General features: G+C 72.3%; 15 protein-coding genes and 1 tRNA gene. 9 read left to right on the top strand and 7 right to left on the bottom strand.

All coding sequences use genetic code 11. From position 1 onward, the window contains the following. Positions 1-11: 11 nt before the first annotated feature. The 7 genes from HZU84_RS07205 to HZU84_RS07175 are packed head-to-tail and all read left to right on the top strand — an operon-like array spanning position 12 to position 5,766. Positions 12-1,226, top strand: coding sequence for a pyridoxal phosphate-dependent aminotransferase (locus HZU84_RS07205; protein ID WP_149503176.1), 1,215 nt, complete (start codon positions 12-14; stop codon positions 1,224-1,226). Positions 1,227-1,258: 32 nt separating this feature from the next. Then, complete coding sequence (locus HZU84_RS07200; protein WP_149503175.1) at positions 1,259-2,551, top strand: serine/threonine-protein kinase; 1,293 nt, start codon at positions 1,259-1,261, stop codon at positions 2,549-2,551. A gap of 10 nt (positions 2,552-2,561) precedes the next feature. Then, positions 2,562-2,993 carry a tol-pal system-associated acyl-CoA thioesterase gene (gene ybgC, locus HZU84_RS07195; RefSeq protein WP_149503174.1) on the top strand — a complete coding sequence of 144 codons (432 nt, stop codon included), beginning with the start codon at positions 2,562-2,564 and terminating at the stop codon, positions 2,991-2,993. 31 nt (positions 2,994-3,024) lie between these two features. Next, positions 3,025-3,738: a protein TolQ gene (gene tolQ / locus HZU84_RS07190; RefSeq protein ID WP_149503173.1), complete on the top strand. Its 714-nt coding sequence runs from the start codon at positions 3,025-3,027 to the stop codon at positions 3,736-3,738. 13 nt (positions 3,739-3,751) lie between these two features. After that, positions 3,752-4,201 carry an ExbD/TolR family protein gene (locus HZU84_RS07185; RefSeq protein ID WP_037481243.1) on the top strand — a complete coding sequence of 150 codons (450 nt, stop codon included), beginning with the start codon at positions 3,752-3,754 and terminating at the stop codon, positions 4,199-4,201. Between the two features lie 13 nt (positions 4,202-4,214). Then, positions 4,215-5,462, top strand: coding sequence for a cell envelope integrity protein TolA (gene tolA / locus HZU84_RS07180; protein WP_149503172.1), 1,248 nt, complete (start codon positions 4,215-4,217; stop codon positions 5,460-5,462). A gap of 13 nt (positions 5,463-5,475) precedes the next feature. Further along, positions 5,476-5,766, top strand: coding sequence for a GNAT family N-acetyltransferase (locus tag HZU84_RS07175; protein WP_180692840.1), 291 nt, complete (start codon positions 5,476-5,478; stop codon positions 5,764-5,766). A 28-nt stretch (positions 5,767-5,794) separates the two neighbouring features. On the opposite strand, the gene HZU84_RS07170 is transcribed toward HZU84_RS07175, so the two are convergent. From HZU84_RS07170 to surE, 5 genes are all read right to left on the bottom strand, one after another. Then, positions 5,795-6,679 carry a transglutaminase-like domain-containing protein gene (locus tag HZU84_RS07170; protein ID WP_149503171.1) on the bottom strand — a complete coding sequence of 295 codons (885 nt, stop codon included), beginning with the start codon at positions 6,677-6,679 and terminating at the stop codon, positions 5,795-5,797. A 44-nt stretch (positions 6,680-6,723) separates the two neighbouring features. After that, the gene (gene rlmD, locus HZU84_RS07165) at positions 6,724-8,178 is read right to left on the bottom strand and encodes a 23S rRNA (uracil(1939)-C(5))-methyltransferase RlmD (RefSeq protein WP_149503170.1); all 1,455 of its coding nucleotides are present in this window, start codon (positions 8,176-8,178) and stop codon (positions 6,724-6,726) included. 96 nt (positions 8,179-8,274) lie between these two features. Beyond that, entirely contained in the window at positions 8,275-9,198 is a 924-nt protein-coding gene (locus tag HZU84_RS07160) for a peptidoglycan DD-metalloendopeptidase family protein (RefSeq protein WP_149503169.1), read from the bottom strand. Between the two features lie 59 nt (positions 9,199-9,257). Further along, positions 9,258-10,115: a protein-L-isoaspartate(D-aspartate) O-methyltransferase gene (locus tag HZU84_RS07155; protein ID WP_149503168.1), complete on the bottom strand. Its 858-nt coding sequence runs from the start codon at positions 10,113-10,115 to the stop codon at positions 9,258-9,260. Positions 10,116-10,120: 5 nt separating this feature from the next. Further along, a complete protein-coding gene (surE, locus tag HZU84_RS07150; RefSeq protein ID WP_149503167.1) occupies positions 10,121-10,876 on the bottom strand; it encodes a 5'/3'-nucleotidase SurE in 756 nt (251 codons plus the stop codon). 156 nt (positions 10,877-11,032) lie between these two features. On the opposite strand from surE, the gene HZU84_RS07145 reads away from it, so the two are divergent. Continuing rightward, positions 11,033-11,680, top strand: coding sequence for a response regulator (locus tag HZU84_RS07145; RefSeq protein WP_149503166.1), 648 nt, complete (start codon positions 11,033-11,035; stop codon positions 11,678-11,680). Positions 11,681-11,792: 112 nt separating this feature from the next. Continuing rightward, complete coding sequence (locus HZU84_RS07140) at positions 11,793-14,498, top strand: cation-translocating P-type ATPase (protein WP_149503165.1); 2,706 nt, start codon at positions 11,793-11,795, stop codon at positions 14,496-14,498. Between the two features lie 39 nt (positions 14,499-14,537). Here the strand turns inward: HZU84_RS07140 and HZU84_RS07135 are convergent. Next, positions 14,538-14,613 (bottom strand) — tRNA-His (locus HZU84_RS07135). A 76-nt stretch (positions 14,614-14,689) separates the two neighbouring features. Continuing rightward, positions 14,690-15,995: peptidylprolyl isomerase (locus HZU84_RS07130; RefSeq protein WP_180692839.1), on the bottom strand; the 1,306-nt coding region annotated here is incomplete at its 5' end.

Genomic DNA, 15,995 nt, shown 5'->3' with positions numbered 1-15,995 from the left:
CGCCACTGCTCATGGACCGACTCCCCAGCGCCTCCCCCGATCCGTTCCGGCTGGCGCCGCGTGTCGCCGGCATCGAGCCCTTCTGGGTGATGGAGTGCGCCAAGGCCGCCGACCTCATCGCGCGCAGCCCGGCCTGCGATCCGGCCCAGGGCGGCGAGCCGATGATCTACCTGAACATCGGCGAGCCCGACGCCACCGCCCCCCCGGCGGTGGCCGAGGCGGCACGGCGCTGCATCGACGCCGGTCGCACCCAGTACACCCCGGCGACCGGCCTGCCGGCCCTGCGCGAGGCGATCTCGCGCTGGTATGCCGAGCGCTGGCAGGCGGATGTGCCGGCGCGGCGCATCGTCGTGACCGCCGGCGCGTCGGCGGCGCTGCAGCTGCTGACCACCGCGGTGGTGGGCTCGGGCGACGAGATCCTGATGCCGGATCCGAGCTATCCGTGCAACCGCCATTTCGTCACCGCCGCCGGCGGCATCGCCCGGCTGCTGCCGGCCGGTGCAGCGCAGCGCTTCCAGCTCGATGCGGCCTCGGTCGAGGCGGCCTGGAGCGAGGCCACCCGCGGCGTGATGCTGGCCTCGCCGTCGAACCCGACCGGCACCTCGATCGCACCCGACGAGCTCGCCCGCATCGCCGCCGTGGTGCGCGAGCGCGGCGGCCTGACCCTCGTCGACGAGATCTACCTCGGCCTGAGCTACGACGGCCAGGCGCGCAGCGCGGTGACGCTGGGCGACGATGTGGTGGTGATCAACAGCTTCTCCAAGTATTTCGGCATGACCGGCTGGCGGCTGGGCTGGATGGTGCTGCCCGAGGCGCTGGTGCCGGCGGTCGAGAAGCTGGCGCAGAACCTCTACATCTGTGCCTCGACGGTCGCGCAGCATGCCGCGCTGGCCTGCTTCGAGCCCGACACGCTGGCGCTGTGCGAGCAGCGCCGTCGCACGATGCAGGCCCGGCGCGACTTCATCGTGCCGGCGCTGGAATCGCTCGGCCTGACGGTGCCAGTGCGCCCGGACGGCGCCTTCTATGTCTGGTTCGACACCCGGGCCCACGCGCCCGACAGCTGGACCTTCTGCATGGAGATGATGCAGCGCGCCCACATCGCGCTGACGCCGGGGCGCGACTTCGGCCATGCGCAGACCGCGCACCATGCCCGGCTCTCCTTCGCCAGCTCGATGGACGACCTGCACGAGGCGGTGCGACGCCTGCGGCGGGTGCTCGGGCGCTGACGGCCACGGTCACGCGAGTCCCCGCCACCGCCATGACCACCACCTCGACCCCGCACCGCCTGCCCCCGCCGCCCGGTCCGGCCGAAGCCGGCTGGCTGCCCACCGATCCGGGCGCGCTGACCGAGACCCTGCCGCCCGACAGCCTGCCCTTCGAGCAGCAGATCGGCGCGGCGCTCGATCTGAGCCTGCCGGGCGAGCTGACCACGCCGGTGCCGCCGATGCCGGCCGCGCCGGTGCTGATTCCCGATGCCCAGGCCCTGCTGAACCAGAACCAGATGGGCCGCTATGTGCTGGAGCGGCCGCTGGGCGCCGGCGGCCTGGGCACCGTCTGGTCGGCCTACGACACCGTGCTGACCCGCCGGGTCGCGGTCAAGACGCTGCCGCTGGCGGTGCCGGACGGCGAACGCGAACCGCTGGTGGCGCGGGTGCTCGACGAGGCCCGCGCGGCGGCGCGCCTGAGCCATCCGCACATCGTCACCGTGCATGACGCCGGTGTCAGCCCGGACGGTGCCTACATCGCGATGGAGCTGCTGCGCGGCAAGGACCTGTCGCAGATGCTGCGCTCGGGCTGGCATCCCAGCGGCGCCCAGGCGGCGCTGATCGTGCGCCGGGTGGCCGACGCGCTCAGCTACGCGCACGGCAAGGGCGTGGTGCACCGCGATGTCAAGCCGGGCAACATCTTCATGGTCGGGCGCACCCGGCCGGTGGTGCTGGACTTCGGCATCGCGCAGCTGCTGCATCAGGCCGAGGCGATCGGCGGGCCGGCGCTGGGCTCGCCCTACTACGCCGCGCCGGAGCAGTTCGACGGCCGCGAATGCGATCCGCGCACCGATGTCTACTCGCTCGGCGTGGTGCTCTACGAGCTGCTGTGCGGCCAGCGGCCCTTCCTGGGCGGCACGCTGGCGGAGATCCGTGCCTCGGTGCGCGCCGGGCGGCCCCGCCATCCCTGCGAGATCGATCCCGGCGTGCCGCACGAGCTGGCCGAGATCGCGCTGAAGGCGATCCGCATCGATCCGGAGCAGCGTCACCGCACCGCCGGCACGATGGCGCGCGAGCTGCGCGCCTGGCTGTCCTCGCAGCCCGAGGCCGGCGAGCCGGCCAGCCCCGTCGCGCCGGCTCCGGCCGCCGCGGCGCAGACCCTGCCGCCGCCGGCCTCCACGCTGCCCGGTCCGCTGGGAACAGCGCCGGCCGTGCCCCGGCATCTCGCTGTTCCCACGGCGCCCTCGCCGACCGGACGGCCGCCAGGCTGGATGCTCAGCACGCTGCTGGCGGTGGTGCTGGTGCTGCTGCTGCTGGTGGCCACGCTGCTGTGGGCCCGCACCTGATCCCGATCCGATGACCTCTGCGAACCCGAACCCGCTCCTCGACGAATTCCGCTGGCCGCTGCGCATCTACTGGGAAGACACCGACGCCGGCGGCGTGGTCTTCTACGCCAACTACCTGAAGTTCTTCGAGCGCGCGCGCACCGAATGGCTGCGCACGCTCGGCTTCTCGCAGCAGGCGATGCGGCTCGAGGACCAGGCGATGTTCGTGGTGACCGACACCCAGGTGCGCCACCGCCAGCCCGCACGGCTCGACGATCTCGTCGAGGTGACGGTGCGGGTGGCCGAGAGCGGCCGCGCCAGCCTGGTGCTCGAGCAGCAGGCCTGGCGCGACGGAACGCTGCTGGCCGAGGGCCGCATCCGCATCGGCTGCGTGGATGCCGCCTCGCTGCGCCCCCGGCGCATGCCCCCTGCCCTGCTGTCCGCCCTCGGACTGCAGCCCTGACTCCCTTCCGATTCTTCCGAGGCTTGATGCCATGAACCAGGACCTGAACATCCTGCAGCTGGTGCTGCAGGCCAGCATCGTCGTGCAGATCGTCATGGCGGTGCTGCTGCTGGTGTCGCTGGCGAGCTGGGCGGTGATCGTCGCCAAGATCACCGGCCTGCGCCGGGTGCGCGGCGGCAACGACCGCTTCGAGCGCGACTTCTGGTCGGGCCGCCACATCAGCGAGCTCTACCAGCAGAGCGAGCGCAACGCCCACCAGTCCGCACCGATGGAGCGCATCTTCACCGCCGGCATGCGCGAGTTCCTGAAGCTGCGCGAGCGCCGCGTCGGCGACCCCGGCGCCCTGCTCGACGGCGCCCGGCGCGCGATGCGCGCGAGCTTCCAGCGCGAACTCGACGTGATCGAGTCCAACCTGTCCTTCCTGGCCACCGTCGGCTCGGTCTCGCCCTATGTCGGCCTGTTCGGCACCGTCTGGGGCATCATGCATGCCTTCACCGGCCTGTCGAATCTGCAGCAGGTGACGCTGGCCACCGTCGCGCCGGGCATCGCCGAGGCGCTGGTGGCCACCGCGATCGGCCTCTTCGCCGCGATTCCGGCGGTCATCGCCTACAACCGCTTCGCGCGCGACATCGACCGCCTGGCGATCCAGCAGGAGACCTTCATGGAGGAGTTCTCCAACATCCTGGCGCGCAACGCCGGCCAGATGGCCGCCGCGCAGCCCTCGGCGACCGCCGCCACGCTCTGAGCGGAGTCCGACGATGCCCGCGATGCAGTCCCGCTCCGGATCGGGGCGCCGCCGCACGATCAACGAGATCAACATGGTCCCGTTCATCGACGTGATGCTGGTGCTGCTGATCATCTTCATGGTCAGCGCTCCGCTGATGACGCCCGGCGTGGTCGACCTTCCCACCATCGGCCAGGCGCAGCGCCAGCCCGACCGGGTGATCGAGGTCATCGTCGACGCCGACGGCCAGCTGCGGCTGAAGGTCGACGGCCGCACGCCCGCCGGCAGCGATCCGGACGAGCGGGTCGCGATGGGCCGGCTGGCCGCACGCGTCAAGGCGCTGGCCGAAGGTGCCGCGCAGGTGCCGGTCATCATCGCCGCCGACAAGGGCGTGCGCTACGAGCTGGTCGTCAAGGTGATGGACACCCTGCAGCGCGCCGGCGTGGCCCGCGTCGGCCTGGCGGTGCGCACCACCGGTGGCTGAGCGAGGTCGGCCGATGACGCTCCCGCCCTCGCCGCCGCGCGCGCAGATGGTGCCGCCGCCGCCCCCAGCGGACCCGGCCGACGATCCGGTGCGCCGTCCCCCCTCGGCCGACAGCCTGGGGCTGGGCTCGACGGTGGCGCTGATCGCGCACGCCGGGCTGATCGCCGCGCTCGCCTGGGGCGTGGCCTGGAAGCGCGAGGAGATCGCCACCGTCAGCGCCGAGCTGTGGTCGGCGGTGCCGCAGGCCGCCGCACCTGCTGCGGCCGCCGCGCCAGCCGCCCGCGTGGAGGCGCCCGTCGAGGCGGTGCCTCCGCCCCCGCCACCCGCACCGCCGCCGCCTCCTCCGGCACCGGCGCCAGAGCCGATGCCGGTCCCCGTGCCGGTTCCGAAGCCCAAGGCCAGCCCGCCCCCGCCTGCAGCGGCCGAGCAGCGCGAGGCCGACATCGCCCGCGAGCGCGCCGAGAAGCGCCGCCGCGAAGCCGAGGAAGCCGCGCGCGAGAAGGCAGAGAAGGCCGCCCGCGACAAGGCAGCCCGGGAAAAAGCCGAACGGGAAAAAGCGGAAAAGGAGGAGAAGGCCGAAAAGGCCGAGCAGCAGCGCGCCGAGAAGGAGCGCGCCCGCAAGGAGCAGGCCGAGAAGGAACGCCGCGAGCGCGAGAAGGCTGAAAAGGCCGAGAAGGCGGAAAAGGAAAAGGCCGCCGAACGCAAGGCCGAGAAGGAACGTGCGGACAAGGAGCGCGCCGAGAAGGAAAAGGCCGAGAAGGCCGCCCGGGAAAAGGCGGACAAAGCCGCCCGGGAGAAGGCCGAGAAGGCGGAAAAGGCCGACCAGGAGCGCGCCGCCAGGCTGCGCGAGGAAAACCTGCGCCGTCTGCAGAAGCAGCTCGGCGACGGAGACGGCGGCGAAGGCGACGGCAGCGGCCGTGCCGGCGCCGGCAGTCGCGGCGGTCCGGCCGGATCGGGCGGTGGCGGCACGGCGGCGCAGTCCTCCGGCCCGTCGGCGGGCTATGCCGGCCGGCTGCGTGCCTACCTCAAGCCCAAGCTCACCTTCACCGGCGAGATCCGCAGCAGCGCGCCCGCGGTGGTGCGGGTGCGCGTCGCGCCCGACGGCACCATCATCTCGCGCGAGCTGCTGAAGTCCAGCGGCCAGCCCGAGTGGGACCAGGCGGTGATCAACGCGATCGACAAGGCCGGCATGGTGCCGCGCGACATCGACAACCGCGTGCCGCCGGTGATCGACATTCCCTGGACCGCCACTGAGCGCTGAGCCGAGACCGCCCATGACGACGCCCCCGACCGATCTGACCATCGTCCACAACCCGGCCGCATCGCGCTTCGAGGCGGTCGTGGACGGCCTGAGCTGCGTGGCCGCCTACCACCGCAGCGGCGACCTGATCGACATGCACCACACCGGCGTGCCGCGAGCGCTCGAGGGCCGCGGCATCGCCGCCGCGCTGGTGCGGGCCGCGCTGGACTGGGCCGCCGCCGAGGGGCTGAAGGTGCGCCCGAGCTGCTCGTATGTGCGGGTCTACATGCAGCGGCATCCGCAGACGCAGGCGCTGCGGGTCTGAGGCTGAGGCCCAAGCCCCGCCCCGACCCTCATTGCCGCACCGGCGGCCCGTCGTCGGTCGACAGCGCCTGGGTGCAGTGCACCGGCAGCGTCAGATCGGGCGTGCCGGTCAGCGCCTCGATGCGCAGGCGCGGCGGCAGCGGCGGCGACTGCACGCCGCCGAAGATGGTCGCGAAGGCGGCATCGGCCGCGTCGCGCCCGGTGCCGAAGCGCACGAAGCCCATCGGAATGGCCGTGCCCGACGGATCGAAGATGTACCAGTGGTCGCCCAGGTAGACCTCGACATAGGCGTGGAAGTCGGTCGGACCCAGCGCCGGGTCGGCGCCGTAGTCGATGCCGGTGGCGAAGCGCGCCGGAATGTTGAGCGCGCGGCACAGCGCGATCATCAGGTGCGCGAAGTCTCGGCACACGCCCACCCGCTCGACCAGCGTGTCCAGCGCCGAGGTGGTCGAGTTCGTGCTGTTGGACTGGAAGAGCACCCGGCGGTGCACCCAGTCGCGGATCGCCTGCACCCGTGCGTAGCCCGGCGGCAGATGGCCGAACTCGGCGAAGGCCAGCCGCAGCAGCCGGTCGGACTGGCAGTAGCGGCTCGGGTAGACATAGGGCAGCACATGCACCGGCAGCCGCGACACCGGCACCTCGCCGATCCTGGCCGGATCCTCCATGTGGTGGCGGATGTCGACCGTGGCCTGGTAGGACACCCTGAGCGGCCCGGCCGCGGCATGCAGGCGCATGTAGCGGCTGCCGTGCACCGGGTCGAGCTGCACCTCGGCGCGCTGGCAGGGATCGAGCGTCAGCGCCTCCTCGCGCACCGTCTGGCGGCTGGTGTGCGCCACATGGATGTTGAAGACGAAGTCGCACGAGGGCGACAGGACGAGGTAGTCAAGCTCGATGGACAGCCGGAGGCGGATCATGAATCTTTCCGTGAAGGGGCGCCCGGATCAAGCAAGAACGGTGCTCATGCCGGATCGGCCGTCTCGGGCGCAGCGCCTTCAGGGGCCATGGCCTGCGGCTCGGCCTCGACCGGCGCCGGCAGCGTCCAGCCGTCGATGCGCTCGAACACCGCGATCGACTCGACGTGCGCGGTGTGCGGGAACATGTTGACCACGCCCGCGGCGGCACAGCGGTAGCCGGCCTGGTGCATCAGCAGCCCGGCGTCGCGCGCCAGTGTCGAGGGATTGCAGCTGACGTAGACGATGCGCGCCGGCGGCTCGTAGCCCGCGATCGGGTTCTGGCGCACCTCGGCCAGCGCCTTGGCCAGCGCGAACGCGCCTTCGCGCGGCGGATCGACCAGCCAGCGCGCGGCCGAGCCGTAGGCGGCCAGGTCCTGCGCCGACAGCTCGAACAGGTTGCGCGCCGCGAAGGTGGCGTTGTCGCGGCGGTTGACGATCGCGTTCTCGCGCGAGCGCTGCACCAGCGCCTCGCTGCCCTCGATGCCCAGCACCTCGCGCACCTGGGTGGCGATCGGCAGCGTGAAGTTGCCCAGGCCGCAGAACCAGTCGATCACCCGCTCGTCGGGCTGGGCGTCCAGCAGCTTGAGCGCCCGCGCCACCAGCACCCGGTTGATCTGGTGGTTGACCTGGGTGAAGTCGGTCGGCTTGAAGGGCATGGTCACGCCGAACTCGGGCAGCGTGTAGGCGAGCTGGGGCCCCGCGCCCTCGCCGGCGTCGAGCAGATGCACCGTGTCCGGGCCCTTGGGCTGCAGCCACCACTGCACCCGGTGCTGGGCGGCGAAGTCGCGCAGGCGCTGCAGGTCGGCCGCGCCCAGCGGCTCCAGATGACGCAGCACCAGCGCATTGACCAGCCCCTCGGGCGATTCGCCCAGCGCCAGCTCGATCTGCGGCAGCGTGTCGCGCGCGTCCATCGACATCACCAGCGCGCGCAGCGGCAGCAGCATCGCGCTGATGTGCGGCGGCAGGATGCGGCATTCGCTCATGTCGGCGATGTAGCGCGACTTGCGCTCATGGAATCCCACCAGCACCGTGCCCTTCTTGACCACATGGCGCACCGACAGCCGCGCGCGGTAGCGGTAGCCCCAGGTGGGGCCCTCGATCGGGCGCATCACCCGCTCCGGGCGCACCTTGCCGAGATGCCAGAGGTTGTCCTCCAGCGTGCGCTGCTTGACCGCGACCTGCGCCGACGCATGGAAATGCTGCATCTTGCAGCCGCCGCAGGCGCCGGCATGCAGGCCGAAGTTCGGGCAGCCGGGCGTCACGCGCTGCGAGCTTTCGCGGCCGATCTCGACCAGCTCGCCCTGCTCCCAGTTGTTCTTGCGCCGGCCGGTCTTCACGCGCACCGTCTCGCCGGGCAGCGCGCCCTCGATGAAGACGACCTTGCCTTCGCTGTTGCGGGCCACGCCCTGGGCCTCGAGGTCGAGCGCGTCGACCTTCAGCCATTCGTTGATGTCGGTCATGGGAGGAATTGCGGGGGATGAAAGCGAGACCGCCGCGACCGGCATGCAGGTGCCGGAGCGGCGGTCAGAGGAATGGAGGCGCGGTGGCGAGCGGCCTCAGCGCGCCGGCAGCACCTTGACCGGATCGACCGGCTTGCCCTTGCGGCGGACCTCGAAATGCAGCTTGACGCGGTCGGTGTCGCTCGAGCCCATCTCGGCGATCTTCTGGCCGCGACGCACCATCTGGTCCTCGCGCACCAGCAGCGCCTTGTTGTGCGCGTAGGCGGTCAGCAGCGTGTCGTTGTGCTTGATGATGATCAGGTTGCCATAGCCGCGCAGGCCCGAGCCGGCATAGACCACCCGGCCATCGGCCGCAGCCAGCACCGGATCGCCTTCCTTGCCGGAGATCGCCACGCCCTTGCTGCGGGTGCCCTCGAAGCCGGTGACGATCGGACCCTGGGACGGCCACAGCCAGTTGACATCGTCGTCCGCATCGCGGCCGGCCGAGGCGGCCGGGCCGGCGGCAGGCGCCGGCACCGGGGTGCTGGCCACCGGCGGGGTGGCCGGCGCCGAGGCGGCCGGCGTGGCCGCGGTGGCCGGCGGCGTCGCGGGCACCGGCGCCGTCGCCACCGGGGCCGGCGCGATCGGACGCGGCTCGATGCGCGGTGTCACCACCGGTCGCGAGGCGACCTGGCTCGGATCCTGGCCGGGCGACACCACCCGCAGCACCTGGCCGACCTCGATCAGGTCGGCGTTCTCGAGCTGGTTCCAGCGGCTGATGTCCTTCCAGTTCTGGCCGGTCTCCAGACCGATGCGGATCAGCGTGTCGCCGGGCTTGACGGTGTAGTAGCCGGGCTTGCCGGCATTCTCGTGGCCGGGGGGCAGACGCTCGGGCTCGGCCGGCTTCGAGCTGCTCGAAGGGCTGCGGTTCTCGAGCGGAGCCGGCGGGCGCAGATGCGAGGCGCAGCCGGTCAGGAGCAGTGCGAAGGCGCCGCCGAGCAGGAACCTGATGCCGGGAAGCGTGGAATATGGAGTCGTCATGGAGTGTGATGGAGGCCCGCAGCCGCTGATGAGTCCGGACGGGGCGTGGGAGCCTCACCTCAGGAGTGTCCGAATTCGCTGATCCCGGATTCTAAGGGGACGAAGCGCACCGGCTCGTGAATGCGCTGCACGATGCTGCCGTCGGCCAGCCGGTCCACCACCATCAGCACCTGCGACTTCAGCGCCGCGTCGTGCACCGGCGCGACCAGCCGCCCGCCGCGGGCCAGCTGCTCCAGCCAGGCCGGCGGCAGCTCATGTCCGCCGGCGGCGGCGATGATGGCGTCGAAGGGTGCGGCAGGCGCATGGCCCAGCCGGCCGTCGCCGTAGACCAGCTGCAGATTGGCCAGCGCCATCGGCGCCAGCCGCGCCAGCGCCCGCTCGTGCAGGCCGCGCAGCCGCTCGATCGAGATCACCCGCTCGGCCAGGCCGGCCAGCACCGCGGCCTGGTAGCCGCAGCCGCTGCCGATCTCCAGCACCCGGCGCAGCGCCGGGCCGCCCGGACGCTCGCGCAGCAGCTCGATCATGCGCGCCACCACCGAGGGCTTGGAAATGGTCTGGCCCAGGCCGATCGGCAGGCTGGTGTCCTCGTAGGCCTGGCCCTGGAGCGCGGCATCGACGAAGAGATGGCGCGGCACCCGTGCCATCACCGCCAGCACCGCCTCGTCGCGGCAGCCGGCCTGGCGCAGCCGGTCGACCATGTGCTGGCGCAGCGGTGCGCAGTCGCCCGGCGCCGGCCGGACCGGCTCGGCCATCCGGCGCACCGGAAAGGCGACCCGGGGGGTCGCGGGCGCCTGCTCATGGCGGATCACCGAGTCGGTGCCGGGCGCAACCAGCCGCCGCGGCGACGGCCGGGCCCGCTCCAGCCGCAGCGGCCAGCGGCCCGAGGGCGGCCGGGAGGCGTCGTCCTCGTCGGCCATCAGGCTCAGCCGGACGGCCCGGCCAGCCAGCGCTGCCAGCCCGGCAGGCCGGCATGGTCGGTCAGATCGACCTGCAGCGGCGTGACCGAGACGATGCCGGCGGCCACCGCATGGAAGTCGGTGCCCTCGCCGGCCTCGCGGACCTCGCCCTGCGCGCCGATCCAGTAGATCGGGTCGCCGCGCGGGCTGAACTGGCGCACTACCGGCTCGCTGGCATGGCGCCGGCCCAGCCGGGTGACCTGGCGCGGCAGATCGGCCGCATCCGGTCGGGCCGGAATGTTGACATTGAGCAGCCAGGCGCCGGCCGAGGGCGGCCGCGCCAGCACCTCGGCGATGATCTGTCGCGCGGTCTCGGCCGCCGCGTCGAGATGGCGCCAGCCATGCTCGGCCTGCGAGAAGGCGATCGCCGGCACGCCGAACAGATAGCCCTCGGTGGCCGCGGCGACCGTGCCGGAGTAGATGGTGTCGTCGCCCAGGTTCGGGCCGTTGTTGATGCCCGAGACGATCAGATCGGGGCGGTGCTCGAGCAGGCCGGTCAGCGCGACATGCACGCAGTCGGAGGGCGTGCCGTTGACCACCCTCACCCCGCTGTCGGCCCGCCAGGCCGACAGCGGCCGGTGCAGCGACAGCGAGTTGGAGGTGCCGCTGGCATTCTGCTCGGGCGCGACCACATCGACCTCGCCGAAGCTTCGGCAGACCTCGACCAGCGCATGCAGCCCCGGCGCAAGGTATCCATCATCATTGGCCACCAGTATTCTCATGAGGTCGATTGTAGGCACCGGCCGGCGCACCCGCGCATCCGGGGGCGACAGCCCGGACCCGGGGGATGGGGTACTGCCGCTTCCCGGTGCCTGCGCCGATAATCCTGAACTTGCACACTCCAGCGCCCGAAGGCGCCCTGCCAGGAACCGCACCCCATGCCCATCCGCGTGCTGATCGTCGAGGACAATGCCGTCGCCCGAGGCTTCCTGGCGCGCGTCGTGCGCGAGAGCTTCAGCGACGAGCTGAGCTTCGTCGAGGCGGCCGGCATCGAGGCCGCCAGCGCCGCGCTCGACCTGCAGGGCGACGGCACGGAGGCCTTCCGGCTGATCCTGTGCGACCTGGAGCAGCCCGACCAGGCCGGCCTGACGCTGCTGGCCCGGCTGGCCGGCTATCCGGCCATCCGCATCGCCACCACGCTGCATTCCGACGACGACCATCTGTTCCCGGCGCTGCAGTGCGGCGCCAGCGGCTACCTGCTCAAGGAAGACCGCTTCGAGGTGCTGGTCGAGGAGCTGCAGCGCATCGTGCGCGGCCAGCCGCCGCTGTCGCCGTCGATGGCGCGGCGCATGCAGGCCTTCCTGCGCGCCCAGAACCTGCCCGAGGGTGACGCACGCGCCCTCACCCCCCGCGAGAGCGAGGTGCTGCTGCAGATCAGCAAGGGCTTCACCGTCAAGGAAATCGCGCGGCTGATGGGCATGAAGGGACAGATGGTCAACGAGCACATCCGCGGCGCCTACCGCAAGCTCGCGCTGGCCAGCGCGCCCCAGCAGGCCCTGCTGGCCGGCGCCACGCTCGATACCTGACACCTGTCTTGACCCAGGTCAAGGCACTGTCCGATCCCCCTCGCGCCGACACGCCCACGGCAGAACTTCTCCCCACCATCCGGGAACCATCCGGAGCAAAGGAGAACCTGGCGTGCCCGCACCGACACCCGTCCGCCCCGACCGTCCGCCCCCGGACTCGCCCGCCTGGCATGCGCTTGCGCCCGATCAGGCGGTCCGGCATCTGGAGAGCCATGCCGAGCGGGGCCTGCCGGCCGGCACCGCCGCGCGGCGGCTCGCCGAGCACGGCCCCAACGCGCTGCCCGAGGCGCCGCACCGGCCGCTGTGGCGCACCTTCGCGCGGCAGTTCGCCAGCCCGCTGATCGCCATCCTGTTCGTCGCCGCGGCGCTGGCGGTGGCGCTCGGCCACCAGGGCGACGCCGGGGTGATCCTGGCGGTGGTGCTGGTCAACGCGCTGATCGGCACGCTGCAGGAAGGCCGCGCCGAGCGCTCGATGGCCGCACTGCGCCGGCTGTCGGCCCTGCAGGTGCGGGTGCTGCGCGACGGCGCCGAGCAGGTGGTGGCCGCGCGCGAGCTGGTGCCCGGCGACCTGATGCTGCTGGCCGCCGGCGATGCGGTCGCCGCCGATGCCCGGGTGCTCGATCATGCGCTGCTGCAGGCGGCCGAGGCGGCGCTGACCGGCGAGTCGGTGCCGGTGGCCAAGTCGGCCGCGGCGGTGCCGGCCGAGGCCGGCCTGGCCGACCGCAGCGGCATGCTGCATGCCGGCACCCATGTGACCGCAGGCCGCGCCCGCGCGCTGGTGGTAGCCACCGGCAGCCGCACCGAGGTCGGCCGCATCGCCGGCCTGACCGAGGGCGCCGAGGAGCCGAAGACCCCGCTGGAGCGGCGCCTGGAGCGCTTCGGCCGGATGCTGGTGGCGGCCTCGCTCGGCCTGTTCGTGCTGGTGGTGCTGCTGGGACTGTGGCGCGCACTGCCGCTGCCCGAGGTGCTGATGGTCGCGATCAGCCAGATGGTATCGATGGTGCCCGAGGGCCTGCCGGTGGCGATGACCATCGCGCTGGCGGTGGGCATGCAGCGCATGGCCGGGCGTGGCGCGATCATCCGCCGGCTCTCGGCGGTGGAGACGCTCGGCTCGGTCACCGTGATCTGCACCGACAAGACCGGCACGCTGACCCGCAACGAGATGACGGTGATCGGCCTGTGGCTGCCCGACGGCCGCGAGGTGCGCGTCGAGGGCATCGGCTACCGGCCGCAGGGCCGGCTGCGGGTCGGCGAGTCCTCGATCGACGCCGACGACACGGTGCTGGCGCCGCTGCTCGACGCGGCGGTGCTGTGCAATGACGCGGAGCTGGTCGCACCGCCCCCGGAGGCGGGCGAGCACGGCGGCTGGACGGTGCTGGGCGATCCGACCGAGGGCGCGCTGCGGGTGCTGGCCGCCAAGGCCGGCCGGGACGGCGCGGCGCTGCGGGCGGCCGCCCCGCGCCATGCCGAACTGCCCTTCGACGCCGACACCCAGATGATGGCGACCTGGAACGGCGCGCAGGTGTGGATCAAGGGCGCGCCGGAGGCGGTGCTGCGGCTGTGTCGTCCCGAGGACGAAGCCCTGCACGCACGCGCCCGCGCCCAGGCGGAGGCAATGGCGGCACGGGCCTGGCGGGTGCTGGCCTTCGCGGTGGTGGAGGATGCGGCGCCCGACGCCTCGGGCGGCTTCGCGGCGCTCCAGGGCCGGGCCCGGCTGCTCGGCCTGGTCGCCCAGATCGACCCGCCGCGCGAGGACGTGCGCGAGGCGGTGGCGCAATGCCGCCGCGCCGGCATCCGCACCGTCATGGTCACCGGCGACCATCGCCTGACCGGTCTGGCGATCGCCCGCGATCTGGGCATCGCACGCGACGGCGACCTGGCGGTCGACGGCCGCGAGCTCGAGCGCATGGACGCGGCCGCGCTGCAGGACGCGCTCGGCCGCGTCGCCGTCTTCGCGCGGGTGCAGCCGGCGCAGAAGCTGCGCATCGTCGAGGCGCTGCAGACCCGCGGCGAGGTGGTGGCGATGACCGGCGACGGCGTCAACGACGCACCGGCGCTGGCCCGGGCCGATGTCGGCGTGGCCATGGGCGTCACCGGCACCGAGGTGGCCAAGAGCGCCGCGCGCATCGTGCTGACCGATGACAACTTCGCCACCCTGGTCGGCGCGGTCGAGCAGGGCCGGGTGGTCCATGCCAATCTGAAGAAGGTGATCCTCTACCTGTTCTCCACCTCGATGGCGGCGCTGGCGGTGCTGCTGCTGGCGCTGCTGGCCGGCCTGCCGATGCCGCTGGCGGCGGTGCAGATCCTGTGGATCAACATCGTCACCGAGGGCACGGTCACGGTGAACCTGGTGATGGACCCGCCCGACGGCCACGAGATGCGCCGCCGGCCGGTGCCGCGCGACGCGGCCCTGCTCGACCGCGCGCTGCTGGGCCGGGTGGCCCTGATGGCGCCGACGATCGCCGCGCTCACCTTCGGCTGGTTCGCCTGGCGGCTGGCCGCGAGCGCGCCCGAGGCCCTGGTGCGCAGCGAGACCTTCACGCTGCTGGCGATGTGCTGCTGGTTCAATGTGCTCAACTGCCAGTCGGCCACCGCCTCGGCGCTGGGCCCGCGGCTGCTGGCCAACCGCTGGCTGGCCGGCGGCCTGGCGCTGAGCATCGCGCTGCAGATCGCGGTGCTCCAGGTGCCGGCGCTCGGCGCGCTCTTCCATGCGCAGCCGCTGCAGGCCTCGACGCTGCTGCCGCTGGCCGCGTTGGCCAGCACGGTGCTGTGGGTGGAGGAGCTGCGCAAGCTGCGGGTGCGACGGCGCGCACCATGAAAAAAGCCCGGTCGACTGACCGGGCTTTCTTTTCTTGTCTGGGGTGGCTGATGGGACTCGAACCCACGACGACCAGAATCACAATCTGGGACTCTACCAACTGAGCTACAGCCACCGTCGCTGAGCGAAGAATTGAATTGTAGTACGGCTATTTCTGTCTTCGCAAGAGATTTCAGCGAATATTTTCGATGTCACTTCGAGGCCGCCGCTGCCGGCTCCTCGGCCGGCCTGGCCTTGGCGGTGATCTCGCTCTTGTAGCGCTTGCGCAGCGCGGCGCGGTAGGCCTCGGTCTCGGCCTGGGCCCACATCGCGGCGTACTGCTGACGCACCTGCTCGATCGGGCCGGTGTCGGCGGCATCGGCGGCCTGCACCTTCTCGATCATCACCACCGCATGGCCGTCCTGGCCGAGATCGACGCCGATCCAGGCCGGCAGCGTGTCGACCGAGGCCTTCAGCACCGCGTCGACGATCGGGCGCGGCAGATCCTGGCTGCGTGCACGCGAGATCGTCTGTGCGGCCGGCAGCTCGGCCAGCGGCGGCGCGCTCGCCTTCCACTTCGCCAGGCGGGCCTCGCCCTCGGCGCGGGCGGCCCGGGCGGCCTTGTCCTGCTGCACCGCAGCGCGCACCGCATCACGCACATCGGCCAGCGGCTGGCGACGCGAAGGCTGATGCTCCAGCACCCGCACCGCGACCATCTGGTTGCCGCCGATGTCGGTGGCCTGCGAGTTGTGCTTGCCGGCGAGGTTGTCGGGCAGGAAGGCCAGCTCGGCCAGCTTCGGGTTGGCCAGCACCGCCGCGCCCTCGGCCTGCGCGGCCGGGCGGTAGGCGCGGGTGAAGCGCTCGACACGGCGCAGCGTCAGCTTGAGCTGGGCGGCCACCGGCTCGAGCGTGTCTTCCTGCTCGACCAGGTTGGAGAACTGCTCGGCCGCCTCGGCGTAGCGCTTCTGCGCCAGCGACTTGCGCACCTCGGCCTCGATCTCGGCGCGCACCGACTCGAAGCTGCGACGCTCGCCGCCGCGCAGGTCGGTCAGCTCGATGATGTGGAAGCCGAAGTCGGTCTCGACGATGCCGCTGATCTCGCCCTTCTTCATGACGAAGACGGTGTCCTCGAAGGGCTTGACCATCGCGCCGCGCGGGAACCAGTCGAGGTCGCCGCCGTTCGGCGCCGAGCCCGGATCCTCGGAGCTCTTCTTCGCCAGCTCGGCGAAGCCGGCCGGATTCTTCTTCACCTCGGCCAGCAGCGCCTCGGCCTTGCTGCGGGCAGCGGCCTTGACGTCGGCCGGGCTGCCGGCCTCGGCCTTGATCAGGATGTGGCGGGCACGGCGCTCCTGGGCCTGCTCGTAGCGCGAGGCGTTCTCGCTGTAGTACTTGCGCAGGTCGTCCTCGGCGATGCTGATGCCGCGCTCGACCGAGGGCAGATCCAGCACCAGGTACTCCATCGTGACCGACTCGGGCGACTGGAAGCGGCGGGCGTTGGCCGCATCGTCGTAGTAGGCC

This window comes from Sphaerotilus sulfidivorans (assembly GCF_013426975.1).
GTDB lineage: Bacteria > Pseudomonadota > Gammaproteobacteria > Burkholderiales > Burkholderiaceae_C > Sphaerotilus > Sphaerotilus sulfidivorans.
Note: the sequence above shows the minus strand (reverse complement) of the source record. Positions and strands in the feature narration are given on the sequence as shown.

Bases quoted from the DNA above. Each gene is read 5' to 3' on its own strand.
- rlmD (WP_149503170.1), bottom strand. From the start codon at position 8,178: ATGACCGACATCAACGAATGGCTGAAGGTCGACGCGCTCGACCTCGAG.
- HZU84_RS07170 (WP_149503171.1), bottom strand. From the start codon at position 6,679: ATGATCCGCCTCCGGCTGTCCATCGAGCTTGACTACCTCGTCCTGTCG.
- HZU84_RS07160 (WP_149503169.1), bottom strand. From the start codon at position 9,198: ATGACGACTCCATATTCCACGCTTCCCGGCATCAGGTTCCTGCTCGGC.
- HZU84_RS07185 (WP_037481243.1), top strand. From the start codon at position 3,752: ATGCCCGCGATGCAGTCCCGCTCCGGATCGGGGCGCCGCCGCACGATC.
- tolQ (WP_149503173.1), top strand. From the start codon at position 3,025: ATGAACCAGGACCTGAACATCCTGCAGCTGGTGCTGCAGGCCAGCATC.
- HZU84_RS07205 (WP_149503176.1), top strand. From the start codon at position 12: ATGGACCGACTCCCCAGCGCCTCCCCCGATCCGTTCCGGCTGGCGCCG.
- ybgC (WP_149503174.1), top strand. From the start codon at position 2,562: ATGACCTCTGCGAACCCGAACCCGCTCCTCGACGAATTCCGCTGGCCG.
- HZU84_RS07200 (WP_149503175.1), top strand. From the start codon at position 1,259: ATGACCACCACCTCGACCCCGCACCGCCTGCCCCCGCCGCCCGGTCCG.
- surE (WP_149503167.1), bottom strand. From the start codon at position 10,876: ATGAGAATACTGGTGGCCAATGATGATGGATACCTTGCGCCGGGGCTG.
- tolA (WP_149503172.1), top strand. From the start codon at position 4,215: ATGACGCTCCCGCCCTCGCCGCCGCGCGCGCAGATGGTGCCGCCGCCG.
- HZU84_RS07145 (WP_149503166.1), top strand. From the start codon at position 11,033: ATGCCCATCCGCGTGCTGATCGTCGAGGACAATGCCGTCGCCCGAGGC.
- HZU84_RS07175 (WP_180692840.1), top strand. From the start codon at position 5,476: ATGACGACGCCCCCGACCGATCTGACCATCGTCCACAACCCGGCCGCA.
- HZU84_RS07155 (WP_149503168.1), bottom strand. From the start codon at position 10,115: ATGGCCGACGAGGACGACGCCTCCCGGCCGCCCTCGGGCCGCTGGCCG.